The organism is Microcoleus sp. B13-B6, assembly GCF_036705405.1.
Lineage (GTDB): Bacteria > Cyanobacteriota > Cyanobacteriia > Cyanobacteriales > Microcoleaceae > Microcoleus.
In genome coordinates this window covers 43820-67717 of the sequence record NZ_JAUBUJ010000029.1, presented here as the reverse complement: position 1 = coordinate 67717, position 23898 = coordinate 43820, and the positions used below count along the sequence as shown (strand labels likewise).

Genomic DNA, 23898 nt, shown 5'->3' with positions numbered 1-23898 from the left:
CTATAGCCGTTCTCAGGTAAATTAGGTGTTCCTGGGCATCGGGCATCGGGCATCGGGCATCGGGCATCGGGCATCGGCGCTTCCTTTTCTTTCTCCGAATTCTATAGCGCGTACCTCACTTCCTTGAATACCGCTATAGATGAAGGCGATGCCTTCCTCAAACTCAAAACTCACGCATTCAAAACTCAAAACTCTTAGCCTTTAGCGATCGCCCTTACAATAATTAATCAGTTTGCTAGTCAAAGCGTCTTGATTTGCGGCTGCTTGATTCGCCTGTTGGCCGGCTCTAATAATATCTGCTTGAGCTGTTTCGATTTGCTCTCGACCTTCTATACTTGTAGAAGCGAGATTTGCAGCCTGAAGACTTTTGCTTATGTCGCCTAGTGCTTGACTAATTTCCTGGAAGGATTTAACCGATGGCTTTTGAATTTCTTTGAGGGTTGAATCTGTTATTCGCAGAGCCTCAAGTTCGTTCGCTATCAGGTTCAAATTTTTAGCTAAGTTGTCGGTCGTTGCAGCATCGTTGCTGTCTTTATCAACATCAATGAGAGCGTTGCCTTTGTTGACAATTTCAGTAAATTTAGTACACTGGATAGCTCGGCTATTGCTGCAACTAATCGTCAGCGTACAGCAAGCAACAACTATCAGCAGGATGGCAATCTGTTTGCGAAAAAAGTACATGAACCCTCGGTTGCAAAAAAAAGTAGATTCTGGGATTTTATAGTAGAGTGCGTCACTCGATTTTCGATTTTCGATTTTCGATTTACTTGCGACATTGAATCAAAGGAGCTGGAACTTTGGTCTAAAATTAGGGATTGTCCACAAGGCGAGTGTACGCGGCACAGTATCCGTTTTTGGGTGTGTCAGCGGGCCGATCGATATATCGACTGTCGAAAAACTTTCGCGACATTCAGACACGCTCTACTAAGCTAAACTACGTACCTGTTTAGGAACTATGGTCAAAAACAGCAATAACCTAAAGAAGGGAAGCATTTGGGGATATCTTACCCTGCTTTTGCCTATTTCCTTGACGGCGGTTGCCAGTTTCGAGTCGGGAAAGATGTTTTGGGCGATCGCCACCACAGCGGGCATTGCTTGGGCTTACAAGCTCTACCATCAGCAGCAAAAACACAAACTCGCTCATTTAGACTCGGTTTTCTACAAGTTGATCAAGGAAAATCAAGGGCGAGTTACGGCTTTGGATTTGGCGATGAATGCGAAACTCCCCGGAGAAAAGGTTCAAGAGTATCTCGACGAACGAGCGTCGGAGTTTGCAGCGGATTTTGAGGTGACGGAACAAGGCGGAATTTTGTATTATTTTCAAATAGCTCCAACTGTCAATCAAAGCGAAACAGCTAATGTGGCAATAGCTGTTCAAGAGCCTCCCACAAATCGGGAAAAAACACAAGAGAAAAAACCAAATTTATTCCCCATTGCTCAAACCAAGACTCCTCACAAGCCCAAAATCTCTTTTACCCAGACGGAACTCTCTCGCAGGTTCAAAGTTCACGCAAGTACGATCGGCAAGTGGAAACTTAAGCCGGAGTTTGCTCAGTGGAGCCGTGAAAAAGACCCGGAGGATCTCGCCTGGGAATATTCTACAGAAAACAAGCGATTTTATCCCAAAGATTGAGGTATTGACTAATTGACGGGTTTGGGTTATCTTCAGTGGAAGTAGAACTTTTTTTGAAATTAAAGGCAAAGCAAATGCAGCACCAGAACCGAGAACAGCTCCCGCTAGATCGGATATTTCTGGGAAATTGTCAGGAACTTCTGAGCAGCTTGCCAGATGAATGCGTTGATTTAGTAGTATCCTCTCCTCCCTACAATTTGGGCAAAGAATACGAGACCAAGCAAGCTCTCAATGTTTATTTAGAAGAACAGAGAATTGTGCTGCAAGAGTGCAGCCGAATTCTCAAAAAATCAGGTTCGCTGTTCTGGCAAGTCGGTGCTTTCTCCGATCGGGGTATGCTAATTCCGCTCGATATTCGCTTCTTCCCAATTCTAGAATCCTGCGGGTTAATTCCTCGGAATCGAATTATCTGGGGGAGACAGCACGGTTTGCACGGCAGAAAGAAATTCTCATGCCGCCACGAGACAATTCTTTGGTTTACTAAATCCGATGAATATATATTTAACTTAGACGATATTAGAGTACCGCAAAAGTATCAAAATAAAAAACATTACCGGGGTTCTCGCAAAGGCGAACTTTCATGTAATCCTGACGGGAAAAACCCAGGCGACATTTGGATGTTCCGCAACGTCAAACACAACCACGAAGAACAAACTATACATCCCTGTCAATTTCCCGAAGACTTAATAGCTAGAATTGTCTTGACTACAACCGTGAAAGGTAATGTTGTTCTCGATCCTTATATGGGTTCGGGTACGGCAGCCGTTGTAGCTAAAAACTGCGATCGGCATTTTATCGGTGCAGAATTGGAGCTAAAATATTATCAAGTTGCGCTGCGTCGTTTAAGCGGGGAACCGGACGAGCGCGGCTATTTCCCCAACTTAAAAACTCTGCGGGAGTATGTAGAAAAAACCGGACAGGCAATAGAAGCATTTCGGTTTGACGTACAAGTAGGTAAAAAACCAACAGAACGCAGCAAAGCAAAAATATATCCCGAAGAGTATCACTTAGAAGAAATGGAGAAACGCTTGCTATATGAGGAAGCTGCTTTTGCTGCGGATATTCGGGGAAAAGCTCCACCAGTAGACCTCAAGCTAAATGGCAACGGTAAGAAAACGCTGAATTCTACTAAAATTGGAGAGCAATTAGAACTTGAGTTGTGGAGCTAGTATATCATTTTTCAAATAATCCGAATAGAACTGCGACTGCGGGGCGAGCGTCCTGAAATTATTTGACATTCACGATCTTCCTGAGTTACTATTGTCCTTGATGTTTGAGCGCTGTAAACAGTCAATTTTGCAGGTACTGTTGTATTCCTTTGCGTGAATAAACCAACTATTCTGAGCGGTACATTAAATAGATAGGCCGATAATACTGTTAACTGGTTCACAGCTTGCTCGTAGTAAAGGCTGCTATTAGCCGCAGGAAACATTTGTGATTTTGTAACTATAATAACAACCCTAACGGGCTGTCCTGTGAGAGGCGTGTTAGTGTTGAAAAACAATTGGGATCGCACGGTATTGTTTAATAGAAATGAATAGTGAGAAAACTGAACTTCTACAATCGCACCAGAAGAGCCAAAATCAACATCTGTTCCCAAAAATCGATAGATCGGCGGAATCGGGATTCTCGCTAGCCATCCAAGTTTGAGCAACTCAGTTTTGATGTATTCATTTGTTGCTACAGGATCGAAAACGGGAGCGCCCAGAAATCCAGCTTGAGCTGAAGCTTTTATGTGCAGTGGCATAGCAGCAAGTACGCTGCTGATTTGGTTCCATTCCGCGCTACAGTAGTTACTGATGACAGTGCTTGCCCCATTGAAATCCGTAAATTCAATTAAAATAGCAGAGCCTCCTTTTTCCTATGTCCAAAACAACCTTGCGAGTAGTCGCCCGCCTCGTCGCGTTTCCCGACAAAGTAGCAGAACTTAAATCTCTGCTGCTGAGCATTATAGAACCAACTCGTAAAGAAAAAGGCTGCATCAAATACGAACTCCTGCAAAATCAAGCCGATCCCACAGATTTTACCTATGTTGAAGAGTGGGAAAGTGCAGATTTGCTCGAACTACATCTCGGTTCAACTCACATTCAAGACGCCGTGCAGAAATTAGACGGTTTGGCCGTTGGGCCTCCAGATATCCGCCGCTATGAATTGCTAGCTTAATCGGGTTTTTATAGCAATTGGATTAATGTGTGTGAAATAGCTTCGATTCCCCCAAAGTTTGCGGGGCAGCACGCGGCGCACCCTACATATATAGGTTCTGCATAAGTCCAATTCTACTCACATCTTGCACTATTCTCGCTGAACAGGCTTTCCGGCCTGTTCCACACAGAGTAGATTTTCTTGTGGAACAGGCCGGAAAGCCTGTTCAAAAAAGGATTATTGACAATGGTGCAAGATATTAAATTTTACTAACTTCGGAAAAATTTATGACATTAGCAACAATAAAACAGTTATTTATTTATCCAATTAAAGGGCTGACACCGCAAGAAATGTCGGAGTTTGCTTTAATAGCAGGACATGGAATTAAGGGCGATCGAGCTTTTGCCTTAATGTTTGCAGATAATCTTGAAGCTGCAAAGATGCCTGCAGACAACGTGCCTTGGATGAGCAAAAAAAATTTTGCTGTCCAAAACGATTGGCCTCTGTTAGCAGCTTTAGAATGTCATTATCAACCGGAAACGACGATTTTAACAGTCAAGCGTCAAGGAGTTGCAGTCTTATCCGCAGAAACGAACACAGCAGCGGGGCGCGATCGCATCGGCAGTTTTTTCACCGAATATTTGGCGGCAATTGAACCCACAAAAGAAGCGAGACATCCGCAGTTTGCACCTTTGCAATTAGTCGGCGACAGCAGCGGCGAAACTCGTTATCCCGATCGAGAACCAGTACACATTTCTTTACTCAGTCAAGCCACATTAGACCAATTAACAGAAATTGCTGTTCAAAACATTGACGTGGGCAGATTTCGCCCGAACATTGTGCTAGAAGGTATGGCAGCTTGGTCAGAATTTGAGTTGATTGGAAAACAGTTTCAATTAGGCACGGCGCTCATAGAAGTTACAGCACGAATCGGTCGCTGTGTCAATATAGAAGTGAATCCAGAAACAGGCGATCGGGATATTTCCCTACTCAGTTTACTCCAAAAGGAATTCGGTCACGCACAAACTGGAGTTTTAGCCAAAATCATCAACAGCGGCACAGTTAAAATCGGCGATGTTTTGACTGCTGTAAAATAGATTAGGACTTATTATCATGCCCGGTCGATTTCCTCCGCTTCGCTTCACCCGAAATCAGGTAGGGGCGGGTTCACCAAAAATATGTGCCAATAATTGACAATCTCAAAAACCCGCCCGGCCGAGATATTATGGTCAATTTCTCGGACATGATATTACGCATAAATACCAAAGAAACCGGGTTTTTCACCAGCATTCAAGGATAAAATGCAGTAGTTTTGTAAAAAAACCCGGTTTCTGCGTCCAGGAATATTCTTAATCAAAAGCAACATTAAGATTGTGAATGCTGCCTCATTACTCACAAGTTAAGCTAAAAGCACTATTGTCAATGAGTAATTTTACTCATTTTTTACCTGTTGACCCAATTAAAATATGACTCCATTTGTTCCTTTATTATTGAAAAAAAATTGTTCGGGACTTCTTTGAGTTCCAGGGAAAGGAGAAATAATTAGCCTGACATGAGGTTTTTGTCGTCGCTTAACAATCCCTAAATCTTGATTTTTATCGGAGGCAAAATACTTAACTAAGTCAGAAGCTATTCCTTTTTGATAGGCAACCGAAAAATGATACATCCCCCGATAAATCATTTCTAAAGAAATACGTTCAAGTGGTACTCCTAATTCATCGGCAACCGCATCTCCTAAATCTACTAAAACCGCATAAAATAGCCAAGTAGCCCAGATTTGGAGCTTGATTCCGTTTAATGAACCTGTCCATAAATAACTAAGATTTAATAATCTTTTTACTGTACAAAATGCCTCTTCAATTCGCCAGCGTCTTTGATATAAATCTGCTACTACATAGGGGGGCAATATTTCGGGTTCTCGGACACTTGTCAGATAAGAACGCCAGGAAGTCTTGGAGCGAATCTGTACTAATCTTATAGTCAAAGCTGGTGTTTTTTTTGTGCCTGCACCTATTTTAATTATCTGGTCTTTGACATCATAAGTATTGGTTAATACCCGCTCCAATTGATAGGATGCACCTTTCTTTATTCGAGTGATAAATCCAATTTCTTGGTCGATGAGTTGTTGCCAAAAAGCGAAGTGATAGAAGCCTCGATCCAATAACAGCAAGGTTTTTGGCTTAACTATTTTTAGTAAATCTTCTTCCCAATGAGTATCTGCTTGTTTCGGATTTGTCCAAAACCAAATTTCTTCGGGAAGATGAGTTACTAGGTCTATAATTACTCCCATTTTTCCGGCTAATTGACCAATTGGCACATCTGATAAACTTTGTAGCTTCTTAAATAATGCTTCTAATGTTGAGCCATCAGCTATCCAGATATTATCAAAGTTTTTTAAGGCAAATTGTACGCTATCTGGTAGTGGTCTTGATTTTCTTGTTAACCATTTTTGGCGAAACTGAGGCAATAATTCTTTAAATACTTTTTCAAATAAAAATGCGGTCAAAGTTAAAAATCTTTGTGACAACGCTTGTTGGCTAATTTCTTGTGGCTGACACCATAAAAATCCTTCTCTATTTAATAATCTGGTTAATTCTGTTACTCCTGCTACGTCTCGCCATAAGAGACTTAATATTGCTGCCATCATTAATGGTAGTGTCAGAATCCTATCTCTTAAATTTAATTGGCGATAAAAAGTTTTTTGGGCAGCCATTGCTGGAATTAATAAATCTTCTAGGTGATTCGCTACCGCTTCATTTTCTACTTGGGGACGATTTTTTTTCTTTGCATGATCTCGGTTGATTCGTTTTTTGCGAGTCATAACTGGTTCAATTATGGCTAAACTGCTTGCCCGGTAAAGGTTTCATCCTATTTTACCTTTTTTGGTCTACCCCCTTGACAATTTGCACTTTTTCTTAACTTGTCACAAATGATGCTGCCTAACTTCCTCTACTGATAAACCGAGTGCTTCTGCCACTTGCTGTGTATTCAATCCCATTGCCAACAACCGAGGGATGGCATCCCGCCGTGCTTGGGCTTCTGCATTCAAAGCCTGCTCTGCTAAGGAAGCTCGTTCTGTACCTGTCAGCAGCAAATTGCCCTCGCTGTCCCACCACCGCAGCCACAGCATTGTCTGGTTTTGATAACGGCCTTCCCACAGTCCTAATTCTACGCCCATTGGCGCGATCGGATAATGACCGCGATCGTTCGGAAGCAACTGCTGGTAAAACCCATTGTTCAGGCTGTAAACCTCCAGCCTGCCACTATTGATCTCATAGATGCCATAATACGGAATCCGCATGATCCGCTCATAGACCCAAAACTTCCCAGGTCTTGGCGCCGATTCGACTTCTGAGTACGATAGCGGCGTTGTGTCTCGCTCTTGAGAACCGTCTCCCGATGCGAACTCCAAAGCAATCATCGGAGCCATGAATTCCCGCCACAGCACGTAAGAGCGACGAATCTGATTTCCTAGTCTTGGTGGCACGTTCGGCACGTAGAACCAATCAGGAGCTTCTGCTCCCTTTTCAAGTGGGTCTGTTTCTCGCCAGTAGATGCCACAGTCTTGCCCTATAGCATATTGCCCATCGGGATGAAGCCCTTGCAATACCGACCCGATAGAATCAGTCAAAATAATGCTCTGAGGATGCTCCTGAAAATTCTTCACAAAAGTGCCGTCTTCCTCTGGCAGTTGAGTGTGGTCGGGGAAGGGAGAGGGAAGGACAATCTTTTCGGTTGCCGGGGTCATGCTACCTCTCAAGTATTGCAGCTTACCTGAATATCTTAACTCATCCTTCTTCGGGTATCCTCACCTTATTACCAATCAAGTTCAGAAAACTCGCTCCAAAATGTTGAATCTCCAAAAAATTAGCATAAGCAGGAGTTGACTTGTAAACTCTAAAAGTCCGCATAATTCCTAAAGTCGCCGCGCTTTCCAGCGGGCCGATAAAGCTAGTATCCCTATCCAAAAAATGAGACTGCTTAGCCCAGTGTGCCATCTGTTCCGCATTCAAAAAATAGCAGCCGGAATGAGGATTCAACGCCCGCTCAAAAGCGATTTTTTGTTCCATGATTTTTCCCGTTAACTGCCGCTGCTCCTCTACATTTTGAAACGGAGAAGTCGCTGAGTCTGCTAAATCACCATCAACATATGCTTTAAAAACCGCGCCTTTAGGCGCTATTTCATAGCGATTAGGTTGCAGCAAATTCCCATTTCCTCCGTGATGCGTAAACCACTTTAATTTACTAAAAAACCACGGATCATGCAGAACTAAATCATCTTCCAAATAACAGAAATAATCGTATTTGTTAAGACACGCTCGCAAAACTGCTTGACACTCAAACCCCAACAGCAGCGGTTCGCATTTTGTAGCATGGTGCATAAAACATCTGGGCTGCACTGGCAGTTGAGGCAACAGATGATAACCTTGAGTAGTGCAAACAACAATGTCAATTTCGTGCTGTTGAGATTGATTTGCTGGGATAGTTGCACATTCGCTAATGTCAATCATGGACTGAGATTTGCCGTACAAAGCTTGCAGCGATGTCACGCAAGCGGTTAAAGCATTTAGTCGTGGTTGCGGATCATTTCGCTGGGAAGCGTGTTTCCCGTCGCCGCTGGGATTGTAAAAGTGAGCAATAGTGAATAGAATTCGCATAGGTGTGGAGTAAAAATTAAAAATTAAACAATAAAACAGAACGATCGCACAATAGCCTATAAATCTTACCGCACTTAGTCACCAAATAACTCCGGCAGGCGATCGCGCAACTCAGCATTTAAACGTGGCAACTCCTCCCGCATCTGTAAGTACCAATCTCGCCGCTGCCGGTAGTGCCCGCACAGTAAGCGGTTGTCCCGCACCCATTCGTAAGCATTCGCGGCTATTTTCCGGCGCCGAGAAGTGTCAGAAATCAGCGAATTTAGTTTGGTTTCAAACTCTTTTTCATATCTATAAATCAATCCGGTTTCACCTTCGACAATCGAATGTTCGTACACAGTGGGACTTGCCAGCACCGCTACTCCCCGCGCTGCACATTCAATAAATTTTAAGTCGGATTTCATTTCGTTAACCGGGTTGGAAACAAGCGGTAGCAAAGCTATATCGCAACTGTACATAATTTCTTGATACCGTTCGTAACTGCAAAATGGTTCAAATTCTTTTTGCTGTATTTCCAACGCTTCAAAAAAACGGCTGTCGTGGATTACTTTAACTCTAATCCTGTGCTTGTGTGCGACTAAAACTCGATTGAGCGCTGCCATAATCGGCTGCCAATCTTTTTCGCGGTTGAGTGCACCAAAAAAGATGGTGACTGTATCTTCTGTCGGATAAATTCGCGCCGGAGGTAGATAAGCTAATTGATTGGGAAATACGGCAACATTGTGATTGTAAGACCGCAAAATTTTTGCTAGCGGTTCTGTAGAAGTTTGCACGCAGTGACAGCCGCGATAGCTGAGGTAATTATTGTCGGCGTATTCGCGGCGGCGAATGGGGTTGTCGTCAATCTCAGCTACTATTAAATAGCCTTGTTTAAGCAGTTCTTTGAGTTGGGGAATATAGCCGGGGTATTGCATGATTGTCCGCTGCCAGATGAAGACTTTTTCTTCTCCCAGCAGTGGCGGAATTAATTCTGCTGTTTTCACGGCGGATACGGTGCGGACACCGGGAATTGTAGCGCTAAATTTGTCCGGTTCCAAAACTCGCACACGATCGCACCCTGTAGGAGCCATAATGATAGTCTGAATCAGCAGTCTGCGCGCAGGTACGGTCGATTTGGTCGATCGCACGATATAATATTCAGCACCAGTTTCAGTAGCAAAACTGCTCGATGTTAGCTCTAAAGCCTTTACCATTGGATGCAGTAATTCCTGAAAGTGGACAAAATTTTCGGTTTTGTGTCCCTTCCCTTGAAATTCATAAACCTGCAATCCGGCTTGAGCAAATAGTGATTTAATACTTTCTAGGGTAAACCAGTGCTGCATCTTGTTGTCGGGATTTTCCCACTGTCCCCGCAACAGATTGACAATTCGCCGCCAGTATTGAACATTAGGGATTCTGGCGAGAATTTGCCCCTCTGGATTCAGCAAAGCACTGTACTGCTTGAGCACTTCCCAAGGGTTTTTGAGATAGGGTAGCAAGTCACCAAAAACCAAACAATCGACGGTTCCTGGGGCGATGTCGAGACTTTCGAGAGCAATTTCTTCAATATCGGCTACCGTCACCCAGTTTAGCCGATCGACTGCAATTTTAGCTTTTTCTCGATCGCATTCAATGCCAATATACTGACAATGGGGAGTGATCAGCTTGTACTGTTCGCCCGTCGAGCCCGTACCGCAACCAATTTCAACAATGACTTTAGCATCCGGCGGGAGCAGCTTCAAGAGGTCGTGGTTGACGCGATCGATCACTTTCTCTAAAATTCCTGATTAGTTTATCGTAAAATAAAACAGAGCCACCCATGCCGACAGACAACCAGCCGAAGGTTAGCATTGCGATGCCAGTATACAATGGCGATCGGCACATTTGTCAAGCACCAAATTTTTTGTTGCCAACTCTTTCTCTTCCCTCTCTTCTCTTCCTCTGCGTTCTCTGCGGCCTCTGCGGTTCATTTAATCTTATTCACCCATCCTACAAGGATTGCTATATCTTAGCAAATATTGAGCAAAATTATAATTTATTCTTAACCCATATCCTCATTTAGCGCGATTTAGGAACTCCCTTAATTCTGCTTTTTCCCCAAAAATCAACACAACAATTTGCTAAATACATTAGAAACTATGAAGCCTAATCTAGGAATGAACATCGCCGGCTACATCAACGGCGAATTTGGCATAGGAGAAGGTGTCAGAGCAAACATCAGAGCCGCCGAAGCCGCCAACATTCCCTTCGTCATCAACAATTTTACCCGCAGTCCCCACCGCAAGAAAGACACCACCTATCAAAATTTTAGCCAAGACAATCCCCATCCCGTAAACTTAATTCAAGTCAACGCCGATGAAGTTGCAACCTTTATTAAACATACAGGTTCCAGCTATTTTAAAAACAAATACAATATCGGCTTTTGGGCCTGGGAACTTCCCGCATTTCCCCCTGAATGGCAGCCAGCCTTTAATCACTTTCACGAAATATGGACTTATAGTAACTATTGCGCCGAGGCAATTTCCGCAGTCTCACCAATTCCCGTTATCAAAATCATGCCCAGTATTGCTCTTCCCGCACCTTCCCTGAAAAGAGAAGCACTGAATTTACCTAAAGATAAATTTATTTTCTTATTTGTATTCGACTTTTCCAGTCGCATCGAGCGCAAAAATACTTTAGCGACAATTCAAGCATTTAAACAAGCTTTTGGCGAAGAGGATCGCGTATTATTGATTGTCAAATCTTCTAATTCAAACAAATTTTCAGAGGCTCAAGCCTCCTTAAACTCAGCCATAGCGAATAATTCCAATATCAAACATCTAGACGGGTATTTGTCCAAAGATAAACTTAATGGTTTGCTCTACAATTGCGACTGTTATGTATCCCTGCACCGCTGCGAAGGATTTGGCTTAACAATGGCTGAAGCCATGTTTTATGGCAAACCCGTAATTGCCACAGGCTATTCATCAAATACAGAATTTATGAATGTCGGCAATAGCTATTTAGCCAAGTATAAGTTAATCCCAATTGAGAAAGATTGCGGGCCTTACAAAAAAGGCAATGTTTGGGCAGAAGCGGATGTGGAACACGTTGCTGATTTAATGCGGTACGTCTTCAACAATTACCGGGAAGCTCAACAAATTGGAGCGATAGCGGCTGAGCAAATTAAGACTTTACTCAACCCGCAAGTTACAGGGAATAAAATTAGAAAACGTCTCGAATATATTGCCGAAATTACCGATAACTTTCAAAGCATACCTCTGTCAGGAGCTGCCAAAGCGCAGTCTGCCAAAATTAGGGCTAACTTGCCACCATCACAGCAACAAAGTCAATCAAAAGCAGAACTGCCAAACGGGCAGCCGAAGGTTAGCATTTGCATTCCGACATACAACGGAGAAGCATTTATTGGGGAAGCAATTCAAAGTGCTTTGGCCCAAACCTACCCTAACATAGAACTGATTATATCCGACGACGGCTCCACAGACCGCACAATTGCGATCGCCCAATCATTCCAATCACAAACCTTAGTCGATTTCCGCATCATACTGCACCGCAACTACGGCTTATCACAAAACTGGAATTTTTGCATCTCTCAAGCAACAGGCCAATACATTAAATTTCTATTTCAAGACGACTTACTCGCACCAGAATGTATTGAGAAAATGGTCGCACTCGCCCAAGCAAACCCAGAAATAGGTATGGTTTTCTCCCCGCGCGGCATCACCATAGCTGAAGATGAATCTAACCCAATTTTGCGGAGAGCTTCCCAATCAATTAAAGATTTGCATAAAAGTTGGTCGAATTTAAAATCTATTCAGCCCGGAAAAGAATTACTGGCAGATACTAACTGCTTGACCAACCCGATAAACAAAATTGGCGAACCGAGTACCGTCTTAATTGCCGCGCGAGTCTTTGAAGAAATAGGATTATTTGATTCGGGATTATCTCAGTATGTAGACTTAGATATGTGGTGGCGAATCATGGGGAACTATCACATCGGATTTGTAGACGAAAAACTGTCCTCACTGCGGATTCATCCCGAACAACAAACTTGGAAAAACTTCGCGGCTGGGGAAAATCATAAGGATGTAGTAAGATTTTACAAAAAACTACTCAATAGTCCTGATTACAGTTTCCTGAATCAACAAATCAAACAGCAAATCCGCCAAAAGCTGGCATTGAGAACCCAGCCGAGTTTATCGGAATTGTCAGCAATGCTTGATCAATACAAGAAATTCCCCTCAAAACAGCCTCTTCTCGCGCTGCGCCCCTACCGCCAACAGCTAGCTGAATATTGGCTGAATTTGCCAGCGGAAAAATTAGAAACTGCTTACTCGAAAGACATGGGGAAAGCTCATAAATTGCTACTACATAGCGGTCTCAAACATGAAACTTTAACTGACGAAGAACAAAGTTTTGTCCAGGAGTTATCCTCGAAACTTGCTGAAGGAGGGGAAATTGCCGAGAAGATGCAATATCTCCTCGCAGTGATGCTGTACAGCGACGCTTATCAGTTGCCGCTTGAGTATAACAATGCAGCGATTCCCCAGTGGTTTTTTGACGACTTTCTGAAATTCCTATTTCAGTCGCCGAATTATTTTCAAAGGAGATGTGGCATTGTCAAGAACGGGCAAGATGCCCGTTCCACAAGAGATGAATTTTCTGGTGGAACAGGCATCTTGCCTGTTGCTTCCACACAAGATGAATTATCTGGTGGAACAGGCATCTTGCCTGTTGCTTCCACACAAGATGAATTATCTGGTGGAACAGGCATCTTGCCTGTTAGTTCCACAACAGATGAATTATCTTGTGGAACAGGCATCTTGCCTGTTAGTTCCACACAAGATGAATTATCTAGTGGAACAGGCATCTTGCCTGTTAGTTCCACAACAGATGAATTATCTGGTGGAACAGGCATCTTGCCTGTTAGTTCCACAACACATGAATTATCTGGTGGAACAGGCATCTTGCCTGTTAGTTCCACAACAGATGAATTTTCTAGTGGAACAGGCATCTTGCCTGTTAGTTCCACAACAGATGAATTATCTGGTGGAACAGGCATCTTGCCTGTTAGTTCCACACAAGATGAATTATCTTGTGGAACAGGCATCTTGCCTGTTAGTTCCACACAAGATGAATTTTCTAGTGGAACAGGCATCTTGCCTGTTAGTTCCACAACAGATGAATTATCTGGTGGAACAGGCATCTTGCCTGTTAGTTCCACACAAGATGAATTATCTTGTGGAACAGGCATCTTGCCTGTTAGTTCCACAACAGATGAATTATCTTGTGGAACAGGCATCTTGCCTGTTCCTAACCAAGTAATTGAGAAGGGTGCAAGATATCAGTTTAAACCCAAGTCGGAAGTTGAAAGGTACTCTGAATATTTCCAGCAGTTAATCAATTACGTCGCTGCTAATATCGCCAGTTTTCCCGATTCAGAAGTTTGGCGTTATTTGGCGGCTTTTATTGCGAAAAATGTTAGATTCCAAGCTTTGTATTTGAGCGAGTTCAATCTGCTCAATATATTGAGTCAGCGAGCTGATATTCTGGAATTTCATTGGAAAAATATCGGCAGTCAAATAGAATGGAATTTTCCTCAGAGAGAACCTGAAAGAACTAAAATCAGAGTTGGCTTTTTGCTTGATAAAATTAGTGATAAATCCGAGACTCGTGCAGCAATTGCGAGTTTTGAATATTTAGACAGAAGCAAATTTGAAATTATCGTGTACTATTTCCAGGTACAAGACGAGCGACTGGGGAAATATTGCGAAAATTGCGCCGACAAACTGGTGCAACTGTCAGAAGCTTTGCCCAATCAAGTCCGAGAAATGCGATCGCACGATTTAGATATTCTGCTAATCTGCACCAATACTACCGACACTTCTCAACCAAGCGCGCTGCTGTGCCTGCACCGACTAGCGCGGGTGCAAATAGCTACGGGTGCATCAACCCCCGCAACCACAGGCGCCCGAAATATTGATTATTTCATTGCCGGAGATTTGACATTGCCCCCAGGTGCAGCAGCAGAGTATCGCGAAAAATTAATTAGTTTAGAAGGTTCGGGAGTTTGTTTAAGCTATACTGTAGGATCAGCACCTGGCAGAGTTGAACCGACTCGCAGGAGTTGGGGAGCCACCGACGAATCTGTAGTGTTCATGTCCGGCGCTCAAGCTTTTACAATTATCCCAGAATTGAGAGAAACTTGGGCAAAAATTATTGCGGCCGTACCAAATTCTATTTTAGTTTTGTATCCCTTTCGTTCGCGCAATGAAAACTATCCGACGGTGCCTTTTTACAACCAAATTCGATCGCTCTTTGCCGAATTTGGGATTGACAAAAAGCGTTTAGTTGTGATTAAGGCGCTGCCATCTCGCGCAGATTGCATAAAATGTCTGGAATTGGCTGATATATATTTAGACTCCTATCCATACAGCAGTGCCTGCTCCTTAGCAGAACCCCTGTTGGCCGGGTTGCCTGTAGTGGTAAGAAAAGGGCAAACAACTCGATCGCGACAATCAGCCGCAGTGATCGAAGAACTACTACTTCCGGAACTGGTAGCAAACAGCGAGAAGTCTTATTTAGAGCTGAGCACAGCACTGGGAACCAACCCAGAACTGCGTCGGCACTACCGCGATCGAATCCAGCAAAAAATGGCGGCAAACCCCAAATATCTCGACAGTCGCGCTTGCTCGACCCAACTCGAAACACTCTTTGAAAGACTATTCCGAGAGTGAAGGAAGAAGGAAGTTCAGCAACTAAGCAGTGTACGGGATTTAACGGATGGATGTTGAGGGAAGAAGGAAGATGGCAGAAGTAAAGATTTTCCCACTCTCCCACTCTCGCATCCCCCTACCATTGTGAGACCCGTGGGGAACCCCTCGCTAGGCAGAGCGTCAAGAAATAGACAGCAATAGCGCTAGCCCACGGACGGTCTGCTATCATCGGGGAATCGAGGGGTTAGTGGTTGTCGCTCTTTTCCTGCCACAGCTAAATTAAAAGGGGAAGCGCAAGTCAGTTGGAGATAAAAAAATGACAGGACTTTTTCAAATAGGCGATAAATTACTGCAAGCTCAGGATATGCCATCGCTCCTGAAGCGGTACCAGTTGATGCCGCAATTCTTGCGCGGTGTAATAGTAGACCAAGCGATCGCATCCTTTAGTTGCAGCGACGAAGAACGCCAATCCGCCGTGGAGAACTTTCTGGCACAACACCAACTGACAGCCCCGGAAGCCAAAGAAGCTTGGCTGCGCGGTCAAAATATGACGGAAGAAGAACTTCAAGAGATGGCCGTTAGGCCCTTGCTGATCGAAAAATTTAAGCAAGCCACTTGGAGACCTAAAGTAGATAATTATTTTTTAACCCGCAAAGCCAGCCTAGACCACGTAGTCTATTCCCTGGTACGCACCAAAAATCCATCGCTGGCAAACGAACTTTACTTTCGCATCCTCGAAGGCGAACAAACCTTTGCTGAAGTGGCCCGCGACTATTCCGAAGGGCCCGAGTCCAAGTCAGGCGGCTTGTTGGGCCCAGTACCCCTCTCCCAGCCCCACCCGGCAATCAGCAAACTTTTGTCCGTCAGCCAGCCAAATCAACTCTGGACGCCGCGTCCTCTGGCAGAATGGATGGTAATTATTCGACTAGAAAAGTTCATGCCGGCCCAGCTCGATGAATCGATGCGGCTGCACTTGATTAACGAACTATTTGAAAGCTGGCTCGCCGAACAGATAGCGCAAATAGGCCCGCTACAGCCCCTCTCCTCCCTGTCTTCCATATCATGACAATCAAGCAAGTTGGTCAGGGGCCCCCGGATTTATCCGTGGAGACTTGAAAAAGCGTAGCATCCTGACAAAAACCCCCTGGATTCATCTGTGGATTCAATCTAAAATCTAAAATCTAAAATCTAAAATTGGATGACTTCTTCCGCTGTTTCCCTCTCCCAAATTCAGGATTTCCTAGCTCAAACACCTCCCTTTGACCGACTGTCAGAGACGGCTCTGACAGCCTTGGTGGCTAAATGCCAACTCCTTGGCTACCGGACGGGGCAACCCCTGTTTGAACGGGAAAAAATGCCGACTCAGGTGGCAATTATCTATCAAGGCCAGGCCCGGCTGCTGGGGTTTGACCAGCGCTCGCAGCGCCACGTAAGTTTACGCTTGGTGCAGTCGAAGGAAATTCTCGGCTGGGCTGGATTGCTCAGGGGAGTTCCCTGCGAAACCGCGATCGCCTCTACAGATGTGATCGCGATCGTCCTGCCTGCCGAAGAGTTCCTGAGCGTACTGGAAAAACAGCCGACATTTGGAGAAGCCTTTCGCGAACACTGTTCCTTGAGCGAAGTATTTGAACTGTTGAGCCTGGAATTGCAGCGCCAAGCCGACGGCACTTCCAATCTCAAGGAACTCACCCTGCAAGCTTGGCAAGATGCGACAGTTGTCAACGTGCCAAACGGCAACAAAAAAACTCAAGACATCGCCAAAGAGCTAGATCCCGATCGAGTTTGGCTCGTCAGCAGCGGCGTCTTGGGCGACTTTCCCACCGGCAGCCGCTTCTCTGTGGAAAACGCAGCCAAATCCTTAAAAGTAGAAGGCCGCCTCGGCGCGCGATTGGTCGGCTTCCGGGAACCCCCAGAACCTCAAGAAACAGACCCATTAAATCCCACGCCAGATATAGTAGACCCTGGGCCGAATCCGCCCGGCGGAAAATCGCTCAGCATTATAGACGCCCCAGACCGTCCCCCAGAACCCAAAACCGACCCCCAAACAAAGGATGCGGCGAGATACCCAGTTTTCCGCGCCAAAGGGCAGATTGACGCCCCGCTAGCTTGCTTCCAAATGTTGAGCAAGTATTTCGGCCTCAAATTTCGTCGAGATATCATCCGCAAAGTTCTAGAAAATCAGTTAAAAACCGCCGGTTCCATCAGCATCCAAGCCTGCGGGGCGATCGCCCAAAGCATCGGCCTCACGCCTCAATTGGCGCAAGTCCCAGCAGAAGCAATCAACCGCATCAAAGCTCCCGTAATGATTAAATGGCAAGATAGCTTTGCCATTATTTACAGCATCACCGAGCAAGAATTGGTGATGGCCACGCCCGAACAGGGGCTGATGCGGAAGCGGATACCTCAGTTTAAAGAAATCTGGGGCGAACAGGGAGAAGTCCTGCTGCTGCAAGCTCCGCAAGTTGAGCAAAAAGAGCAGTTCAGCTTCTGGTGGTTTGTGCCGGCGCTCATGGAACACAAGACAGTGTTTTTTGAGGTGTTGCTGGCTTCGTTTTTTGTACAGTTATTTGGTCTTGCCAACCCATTAATCAGCCAAGTAATTATTGATAAAGTCTTAGGTCAGCGCAGCATTGACACCTTGGATATTTTGGGGGCATTTCTATTAGGTGTTGCCCTGTTTGAAGGACTGCTCAACGGTTTGCGTACCTTTTTGTTTATAGATACCTCAAACCGCATTGATGTCAAATTGAGTGCAGAGGTAATCGACCACTTGCTCCGGCTGCCCCAGAATTACTTTGACAATCGGCGCGTCGGAGATTTGGTATACAAATTCAGCATGATGGGCCAGATTCGGGAATTCATGACGAGTACAGCTCTGACAGTGGTTCTCGATGCGGTATTTTCGGTGGTTTACGTCGCCGTTATGCTCTCTTACAGTGTGCAGCTAACTGCAGTATCTTTGGCAGTGGTACCGATACTGGGGCTGATGATTGTTCTAATCAATCCGCTGGTGCTGCGCCTGATAAAACAAAGAAACAACCGTTTTGCTGACTCTCAATCTTATTTAGTGGAAGTAGTCAGCGGGATTCAAACTGTTAAGGCTCAAAATATTGAATTGAAATCCCGTTGGGAGTGGTCGAGCCGCTACGCAAAATACATTACAGCCAGTTTTAAAACAATTATCACGGGGACTACGGCCGGTACGGTTAGCAGCTTTTTAAACCAGGTGGGTAACTTAGCTCAGTTGTGGGTGGGAGCTTATTTGGTACTGGGAAATGAGATTACGTTGGGTCAGTTGATTGCTTTCCGAATTATTTCCGGGAACGTGACTGGTTCGCTGCTGCGTTTTGTGAGCGTCTGGCAGAGTTTCCAAGAAGTCTCAATGTCGATCGATATGCTTAAGGATGTCGTCGATACGCCGACGGAAACCAGCGAGGAAGACCGCAGCAATATCCCGCTGCCGGCAATTCAAGGGCAGGTTACCTATGAGGAGGTTTCCTTCCGATTTCTAGAAAGCGGGGCACTGCAATTGGCTAATGTGAATTTGGAATTTCCCCCTGGCAGTTTTGTGGGAATTGTGGGGGGAAGCGGTTCCGGTAAAAGTACGGCGATGAAGCTGTTGCAGCGTCTTTATCCGCCGCTGTCGGGCCGGATTTTTATTGACGGGTACGACATTGCCAAGGTGGAACTGTACTCGCTCCGCAGCCAACTTGGGGTGGTGCTGCAAGATACTTTGCTGTTTAACTGCTCGGTACAGGAAAATATTGCTCTGAGCAATCCCGATGCGAGTACGGATGAGATTGTGCGAGCTGCGAAATTAGCGGTGGCTCACGATTTTATTATGGGCTTGCCTGCTGGCTACAATACGATAGTCGGAGAGCGGGGTTCGTCGCTTTCTGGGGGTCAAAGACAGCGTTTGGCGATCGCCCGGACGATTTTGCAAAACCCGAAACTGCTGATTTTGGACGAAGCTACAAGCGCCCTCGACTACCATTCCGAACGCCAAGTTTGCAATAACTTAGCAGAAGCTTTTGCCGGCCGCACGGTGTTTTTCATTACTCACCGCCTGACGACAATCCAAAACGCCGACATAATTATTATGATGGATCAAGGTTCTGTAGTCGAGCGGGGAACTCATAAAGAATTAATGGCTCTTAAAGGGCGTTACTACTGCCTCTTCCAACAACAAGAGTCATCGAATACCTGATATCTAACAACTCACAACTTAGCGCTAACAATTAACAACTGAGAACTAACAAATGGCTATGAAATCGTTAATACTTTCTGAGCAACCAGTCATTCTCGAAAAACCAGCGATTTGGTCGCACTTGTTTTTGTGGATGATCATGCTGATGACCACTTCTGCTGTAGTTTGGGCTTATTTTGCTAGCGTAGAGCAAGCTGTCCCCGCTGTCGGCCAATTGGAGTTCAAAGATGGTGCTAGAGACATCCAAGCACCTGCTACGGGCGCTGTGGTGAGACTTCACGTTGAAAATGGCGATCGCGTGGAAAAGAACCAGCCTCTGCTCACTTTCAACCCCCTTGCACCCAGCGCCGATTTAACATCGATTCAGAAAACTAAAGAAGCTCTGGAAAAGGAAAATAAATTTTACGAAGATGTTGTCAACGGCAAAATTCAAGGCGCTGTTCCTTCTAACCTAGAATCAACTATCAAGGACAGACAGAGCCTCACGGCACAAAATCAAGTGCTGCAAGCTTTGATTGACGAACTGTACCTCAACAGGGGAGCTAGCGGAAATTTTGATGCTGCTCAGCAAGGACTTTATGTTAATTATCGATCGGAGTTTCTGTCTCGCGTAGCCGCAGCTCAAGGCCAAGTTCAGGAGTTGGAAAAACAACTGAAGCAAGCTCAGGATGCTGAGAAAGCCGCCGGCGATCAAATGACAGTGGCACAGCAACAATTGGGTTTTGCCCAGAACCAATTAAATTATGCTCAGCAGCAGTTAAGTTCTTCGCAAGAGCAAGTAAAATCAGCCCTGGCTCAGAGAGATTTGGCCCAAGAACAGTTAGCGAAATCCCAACAAGTATTGAAGTCGAATCAAAACATTCTAGGCAGACTCGCCCCCCTGGTGGAGGAAGGAGCCATCGCTGAACTGCAAAAAGAACGTCAAGAACAAGATGTTTTCAGAGGCCAAAGCGACGTTCTCAAACAGCAAGATCAAATCAAGCAGCGCGAAGGTGAAATCAACTCTCGCAGGGGCGAAATTAACACGCGCCTCGGTGAAATCAATACGCGCCGAGGCGAAATTAACGCGCGTCAAGGTGACATCCAAAAAATTACTGCTGAAATACAGCGTCACCAAGGAGAGCAAGCGCGCCTTCTGGAGTCCATCGCCCGCGCCCAAGAACAGTTGAAAAACACCAAGGATACCTGGGCGAAAGAACTTTATACCAAAATTGCTGAAAACCAGAAACAAATTGCCAGCAGCGATTCTCAGCTAAGCCGCTTCAAAGTGGAAAACCTGAAAAAGTTGTCCGAGGTGAACGCTCAGCTAGAAAAGGCTCAACAAAACCGCGACACTCAAGTGATGAAGGCTCCGGTATCTGGCGTTATCTTCGATTTGAAACCTTCTACGAAGGAGAAAGCTAAGTTGGATATGGCGAAAGATCCGATATGCCAATCCATTATTAATACGGTGGTGAAACCGGGCGAACCGCGCCCAGCACGCTGCGAAGAAGCTTATTACGAAGCGCAGCAAACTGAAAAGCTGCTCAAAGTTTTGGATGACGACAACGGTCTGCAAGCAGTGGTTTACCTGGAAAACAGCAATGTGGCTCTGGTATTGGATGCTTTGAGACAGAAGCGGGCAAAATTGGAGCAGTATCACGGCAAGCAATTAGACGGAGAAAAGATTGACTGCGAAATAGGTAAAAGTTGCGTTTGTCCAGAGAAGGAAGTTAACAGAGAGAAACTGGGTTTGACGAAATACCAATGCGTGCCTGTGGAAGTGAATGTAGAAGCTTTCCCGGCGCTGGAGTTTGGTACTGCTGAGGGTGAAGTGATAGAGATTAGCAGCGATGCTGAGCCTCCTACTGAACTGCGGAAATACTACGCTTTCAAAACCAAAATAAAGCTCAAAAATCAGAAGTTTGTTTTGAACAAGGGCAAGGCAAATGAAGTGGAGGTTAACTTGCAGTCGGGAATGTCCGTGAGTTCTAATATCAATATTGGCAAGCGGAGTGTCTTGCAGATGTTTATCAACCGATTTACTGGGAAAATGGATACGTTCAAGACTATTAAGTAATTCGGTTAACCGAATTGAACGTGAGACTTTGAGGCTGTTCGGAAACCCGGTTTCTTCAAGAAACCGGGTTTCTATGTGTTATGTTTTTCAACTTGTTTGTAGTAACGAATGCAAGTCCCGGCTCAAACTATGAGGAGTGAAATCTTCACTACAAACTTGATAAAAATTATTTAACCGGGTTTGATATAAAATGGTGATGACAATCAGTGCGATCGCACTTTCATGAAAAAAATCATCTTATTTACTTTATATCTAATTCCTGTCCTCTTCTTAATCGGATTGGTAGCGAATTTTAGCGTTAACGTTCCCGTTGATGACGAGTGGAGGTTAGCTAGCCTTTTTGAAAAAATAGCTGCGGGAAATGTAACTTTTAACGATTTTTGGGATTTGCACAGCAATCACCGCATAGTTTTCCCTAAAATAATTATTGCGGTGCTGGCTTTTGCTTCCCGATGGAATATTAATTATCAGTTGTGTCTCAGCATAGGTTTGGCTGCGATAACTTTTCTCGCTATGTACAAGTTATCCTCGATGCAAGTTAAGAATGTTGGGGATGATTTGTGGCATTTAGCTAATATTTTAACTTGTATTTTGCTTTTCTCGCTAGTTCAGCACGAAAACTGGCTTTGGGGATTTCAATTGGCTTGGTTTTTAGTCAATTTTTGTTTTGTCGCTGCGGTTTATGCGCTGGTTTCAAATCACAAATTATTGCCTAATATAGCGGTTTTTAATCGGATGAAACAGAGATGTTGCACCACGATCAATAAGCTATTTAGGAACGGGCAAGATGCCCGTTCCACAAGAACATTGAATTTTTGTGGAACGGGCATCTTGCCCGTTATTGAGAATGATGCAACACCTCAGATCAAACAGAGTACGGACACGCCACTGCCGTGTCCCTACGATATTCAAATATGGATTGCGGCTGGATTCTGCTTTATTGCGAGTTTTTCCCTGGCCCAAGGTTTGCTTTCTTGGTTGGCTGCGATTCCGGCTGTGGCGGCTTTAGAAGGAAATGCGGCGCAGAAAAGAAAAAGAGTTATTGTCTGGATGCTGCTGTTTTTGGCAACTTGTGCTGTTTACTCAATTGATTATCATCCTAGCCGGAAAGCAAGTATTATTTCATTGTTGAATAAGCCGTTTGTGGTGATTGATTACTTTTTAAGTTTGCTGGGTTCGCCAATTGTGCGATCACCTGGAATTTCAGCATTAGTTGGATTGCTAATAGTTGCAAGTTTCTTATTTTTGGTATTCTATTTCTTTGTCATTGGGAACCCTGCGAAGCCATCTCCAGCCCCTGCGATTCCTTCGCCACTGGCAATGACAGATAGGAATGATATTTCGGAAAGCTATAGCAATCCCAACTCAGTTATGAACGTGGTTCAGACTGCGACGCTGGACGGGCAAGATGCCCATCCCACAATTCATTTAGGATTACGGCAAGATACTCATTCCAATATTGATTTAGGAGTGCCATATCAGGCTTTACCTTGGCTGTCAATAGGTTTTTTTTCGGTTTTATCGGCTCTGTTTATTACGGCGGGAAGGGCTGAATTTGGGGCAATTCAGGCGCTAGAATCGTCTAGATATACGACTAATTCAATTTTGCTATTAATTGCTGTGGTTCAGCTAGGGCAATTGTTTGTCCGAGGCAATTATCAAGAAACAAAAGCAACGTTAAAACGTAATTATAAATTTATTTATCGGGTAGTTGCAGGGCTGTTAATTGCTACAATTATTCTTAACTCTCAACAGGCGATCGCCCAAACTAGATCGGCACTTCTTTACAAACAAGGCGCTCAAGATTGTTTGCAGTTAATTAACTATCTGGAACCCTCGGATTTTTTTAAGAATTCGCCGGAAAGCTGTTTGAGGGTGCTGAGCAAAAAAACTTGGCTGGTGAGAGAAGGCGCTGCAATTATAGACAAAATAGGTTGGCTCAAGTTCGCGAAAAATGTAGAGTTTATTTCTAATACCGAGAAAATTTACGGTTATTTAGACAAACCTCAAACTACCGATAAATCCTTGACTGTTAAGCAAAATGATGCTGTCAAGGCTGCGGGTTGGGCGGTTTGGCCAGAAAAATTGCACCAGCCGAATATTGTACTGCTATCTGTAGGCGATAAACAATCTTTTTTTGCTAACGCTTATGTAAATTTGGACAGTCCCGACATTGCTGAGAGTTTAAAATCTGAGTTATACAATAATGCAAGGTGGGCTGTTGATTTGTCGCATAATAATTTGCCGATCGCCCAAACGGAAATTAAAGCTTGGGTGTATAATCCTGTTGACAACCAGTTTGTCAAATTAAAGGGAGAGGAGCAAGTGAGAGTCGAGGAACTCTAAAAATTTCATGCAATAGATTTTTTGGTTTTGCTCAACTTGTTACTCAAGTCCTGTTATGATTTAGAACAGTTTATCACTGTTATCCGTAAACATAGAACACAACCTCTCGCTTGTTGTGTTAATCAAGCACCTGAATCATTACTCTTTTCTCTTTCCTG

The 23898-nt window shown here is 44.5% G+C and carries 16 protein-coding genes; 9 read left to right on the top strand and 7 right to left on the bottom strand.

The annotated features are described in order from the left end of the window. Window positions 1-21: 21 nt before the first annotated feature. Both QUB35_RS15440 and QUB35_RS15435 read right to left on the bottom strand, forming a co-directional pair. Complete coding sequence (locus tag QUB35_RS15440) at window positions 22-189, bottom strand: hypothetical protein (RefSeq protein WP_333142733.1); 168 nt, start codon at window positions 187-189, stop codon at window positions 22-24. Window positions 190-201: 12 nt separating this feature from the next. Then, window positions 202-681: a hypothetical protein gene (locus QUB35_RS15435; protein WP_333142732.1), complete on the bottom strand. Its 480-nt coding sequence runs from the start codon at window positions 679-681 to the stop codon at window positions 202-204. Between the two features lie 274 nt (window positions 682-955). Here QUB35_RS15435 and QUB35_RS15430 point away from each other — a divergent pair, with 274 nt between their 5' ends. Continuing rightward, window positions 956-1633: a hypothetical protein gene (locus tag QUB35_RS15430; protein ID WP_333142731.1), complete on the top strand. Its 678-nt coding sequence runs from the start codon at window positions 956-958 to the stop codon at window positions 1631-1633. A gap of 74 nt (window positions 1634-1707) precedes the next feature. Beyond that, window positions 1708-2802, top strand: a complete 1095-nt coding sequence (locus QUB35_RS15425) for a DNA methyltransferase (protein WP_333142730.1) — start codon at window positions 1708-1710, stop codon at window positions 2800-2802. Window positions 2803-2813: 11 nt separating this feature from the next. Here the strand turns inward: QUB35_RS15425 and QUB35_RS15420 are convergent, their stop codons facing one another. Beyond that, on the bottom strand, window positions 2814-3380 hold the full coding sequence (locus QUB35_RS15420; RefSeq protein ID WP_333142729.1) for a hypothetical protein: 567 nt from the start codon (window positions 3378-3380) through the stop codon (window positions 2814-2816). Window positions 3381-3496: 116 nt separating this feature from the next. Between QUB35_RS15420 and QUB35_RS15415 the strand changes: the two genes are divergently transcribed. Both QUB35_RS15415 and QUB35_RS15410 read left to right on the top strand, forming a co-directional pair. Continuing rightward, window positions 3497-3796 (top strand): putative quinol monooxygenase, encoded by a 300-nt coding sequence (locus QUB35_RS15415; protein ID WP_333142728.1) that lies wholly within the window; start codon window positions 3497-3499, stop codon window positions 3794-3796. A 266-nt stretch (window positions 3797-4062) separates the two neighbouring features. Further along, window positions 4063-4872 (top strand): MOSC domain-containing protein, encoded by an 810-nt coding sequence (locus QUB35_RS15410; protein ID WP_333142727.1) that lies wholly within the window; start codon window positions 4063-4065, stop codon window positions 4870-4872. Between the two features lie 362 nt (window positions 4873-5234). On the opposite strand, the gene QUB35_RS15405 is transcribed toward QUB35_RS15410, so the two are convergent. From QUB35_RS15405 to QUB35_RS15390, 4 genes are all read right to left on the bottom strand, one after another. Beyond that, entirely contained in the window at window positions 5235-6596 is a 1362-nt protein-coding gene (locus QUB35_RS15405) for an IS4 family transposase (RefSeq protein WP_333142726.1), read from the bottom strand. 102 nt (window positions 6597-6698) lie between these two features. Then, the gene (locus QUB35_RS15400) at window positions 6699-7523 is read right to left on the bottom strand and encodes a Uma2 family endonuclease (RefSeq protein WP_333142725.1); all 825 of its coding nucleotides are present in this window, start codon (window positions 7521-7523) and stop codon (window positions 6699-6701) included. 40 nt (window positions 7524-7563) lie between these two features. Further along, complete coding sequence (locus tag QUB35_RS15395) at window positions 7564-8433, bottom strand: calcium-binding protein (protein ID WP_333142724.1); 870 nt, start codon at window positions 8431-8433, stop codon at window positions 7564-7566. 74 nt (window positions 8434-8507) lie between these two features. Next, window positions 8508-10181 (bottom strand): methyltransferase domain-containing protein, encoded by a 1674-nt coding sequence (locus QUB35_RS15390; RefSeq protein WP_333142723.1) that lies wholly within the window; start codon window positions 10179-10181, stop codon window positions 8508-8510. A gap of 369 nt (window positions 10182-10550) precedes the next feature. Between QUB35_RS15390 and QUB35_RS15385 the strand changes: the two genes are divergently transcribed. The 5 genes from QUB35_RS15385 to QUB35_RS15365 all read left to right on the top strand — a co-directional run bounded on the left by QUB35_RS15385 (window position 10551) and on the right by QUB35_RS15365 (window position 23740). Continuing rightward, window positions 10551-15149 (top strand): glycosyltransferase, encoded by a 4599-nt coding sequence (locus QUB35_RS15385; protein WP_333142722.1) that lies wholly within the window; start codon window positions 10551-10553, stop codon window positions 15147-15149. A 295-nt stretch (window positions 15150-15444) separates the two neighbouring features. Next, window positions 15445-16194: a peptidylprolyl isomerase gene (locus QUB35_RS15380; protein ID WP_333102856.1), complete on the top strand. Its 750-nt coding sequence runs from the start codon at window positions 15445-15447 to the stop codon at window positions 16192-16194. Window positions 16195-16326: 132 nt separating this feature from the next. Next, the gene (locus tag QUB35_RS15375) at window positions 16327-19335 is read left to right on the top strand and encodes a peptidase domain-containing ABC transporter (RefSeq protein WP_333142721.1); all 3009 of its coding nucleotides are present in this window, start codon (window positions 16327-16329) and stop codon (window positions 19333-19335) included. A 52-nt stretch (window positions 19336-19387) separates the two neighbouring features. Next, a complete protein-coding gene (locus tag QUB35_RS15370; RefSeq protein ID WP_333142720.1) occupies window positions 19388-21394 on the top strand; it encodes a chromosome partitioning protein ParA in 2007 nt (668 codons plus the stop codon). 222 nt (window positions 21395-21616) lie between these two features. Next, window positions 21617-23740 carry a hypothetical protein gene (locus tag QUB35_RS15365; RefSeq protein ID WP_333142719.1) on the top strand — a complete coding sequence of 708 codons (2124 nt, stop codon included), beginning with the start codon at window positions 21617-21619 and terminating at the stop codon, window positions 23738-23740. Window positions 23741-23898: the final 158 nt, after the last annotated feature.

What these genes read in the sequence shown, in the direction of transcription:
- QUB35_RS15435 (WP_333142732.1), bottom strand. Translation starts at nt 681, where the DNA reads ATGTACTTTTTTCGCAAACAGATTGCCATCCTGCTGATAGTTGTTGCT.
- QUB35_RS15430 (WP_333142731.1), top strand. Translation starts at nt 956, where the DNA reads ATGGTCAAAAACAGCAATAACCTAAAGAAGGGAAGCATTTGGGGATAT.
- QUB35_RS15425 (WP_333142730.1), top strand. Translation starts at nt 1,708, where the DNA reads ATGCAGCACCAGAACCGAGAACAGCTCCCGCTAGATCGGATATTTCTG.
- QUB35_RS15420 (WP_333142729.1), bottom strand. Translation starts at nt 3,380, where the DNA reads ATGCCACTGCACATAAAAGCTTCAGCTCAAGCTGGATTTCTGGGCGCT.
- QUB35_RS15415 (WP_333142728.1), top strand. Translation starts at nt 3,497, where the DNA reads ATGTCCAAAACAACCTTGCGAGTAGTCGCCCGCCTCGTCGCGTTTCCC.
- QUB35_RS15410 (WP_333142727.1), top strand. Translation starts at nt 4,063, where the DNA reads ATGACATTAGCAACAATAAAACAGTTATTTATTTATCCAATTAAAGGG.
- QUB35_RS15405 (WP_333142726.1), bottom strand. Translation starts at nt 6,596, where the DNA reads ATGACTCGCAAAAAACGAATCAACCGAGATCATGCAAAGAAAAAAAAT.
- QUB35_RS15400 (WP_333142725.1), bottom strand. Translation starts at nt 7,523, where the DNA reads ATGACCCCGGCAACCGAAAAGATTGTCCTTCCCTCTCCCTTCCCCGAC.
- QUB35_RS15395 (WP_333142724.1), bottom strand. Translation starts at nt 8,433, where the DNA reads ATGCGAATTCTATTCACTATTGCTCACTTTTACAATCCCAGCGGCGAC.
- QUB35_RS15385 (WP_333142722.1), top strand. Translation starts at nt 10,551, where the DNA reads ATGAAGCCTAATCTAGGAATGAACATCGCCGGCTACATCAACGGCGAA.
- QUB35_RS15380 (WP_333102856.1), top strand. Translation starts at nt 15,445, where the DNA reads ATGACAGGACTTTTTCAAATAGGCGATAAATTACTGCAAGCTCAGGAT.
- QUB35_RS15375 (WP_333142721.1), top strand. Translation starts at nt 16,327, where the DNA reads ATGACTTCTTCCGCTGTTTCCCTCTCCCAAATTCAGGATTTCCTAGCT.
- QUB35_RS15370 (WP_333142720.1), top strand. Translation starts at nt 19,388, where the DNA reads ATGGCTATGAAATCGTTAATACTTTCTGAGCAACCAGTCATTCTCGAA.
- QUB35_RS15365 (WP_333142719.1), top strand. Translation starts at nt 21,617, where the DNA reads ATGAAAAAAATCATCTTATTTACTTTATATCTAATTCCTGTCCTCTTC.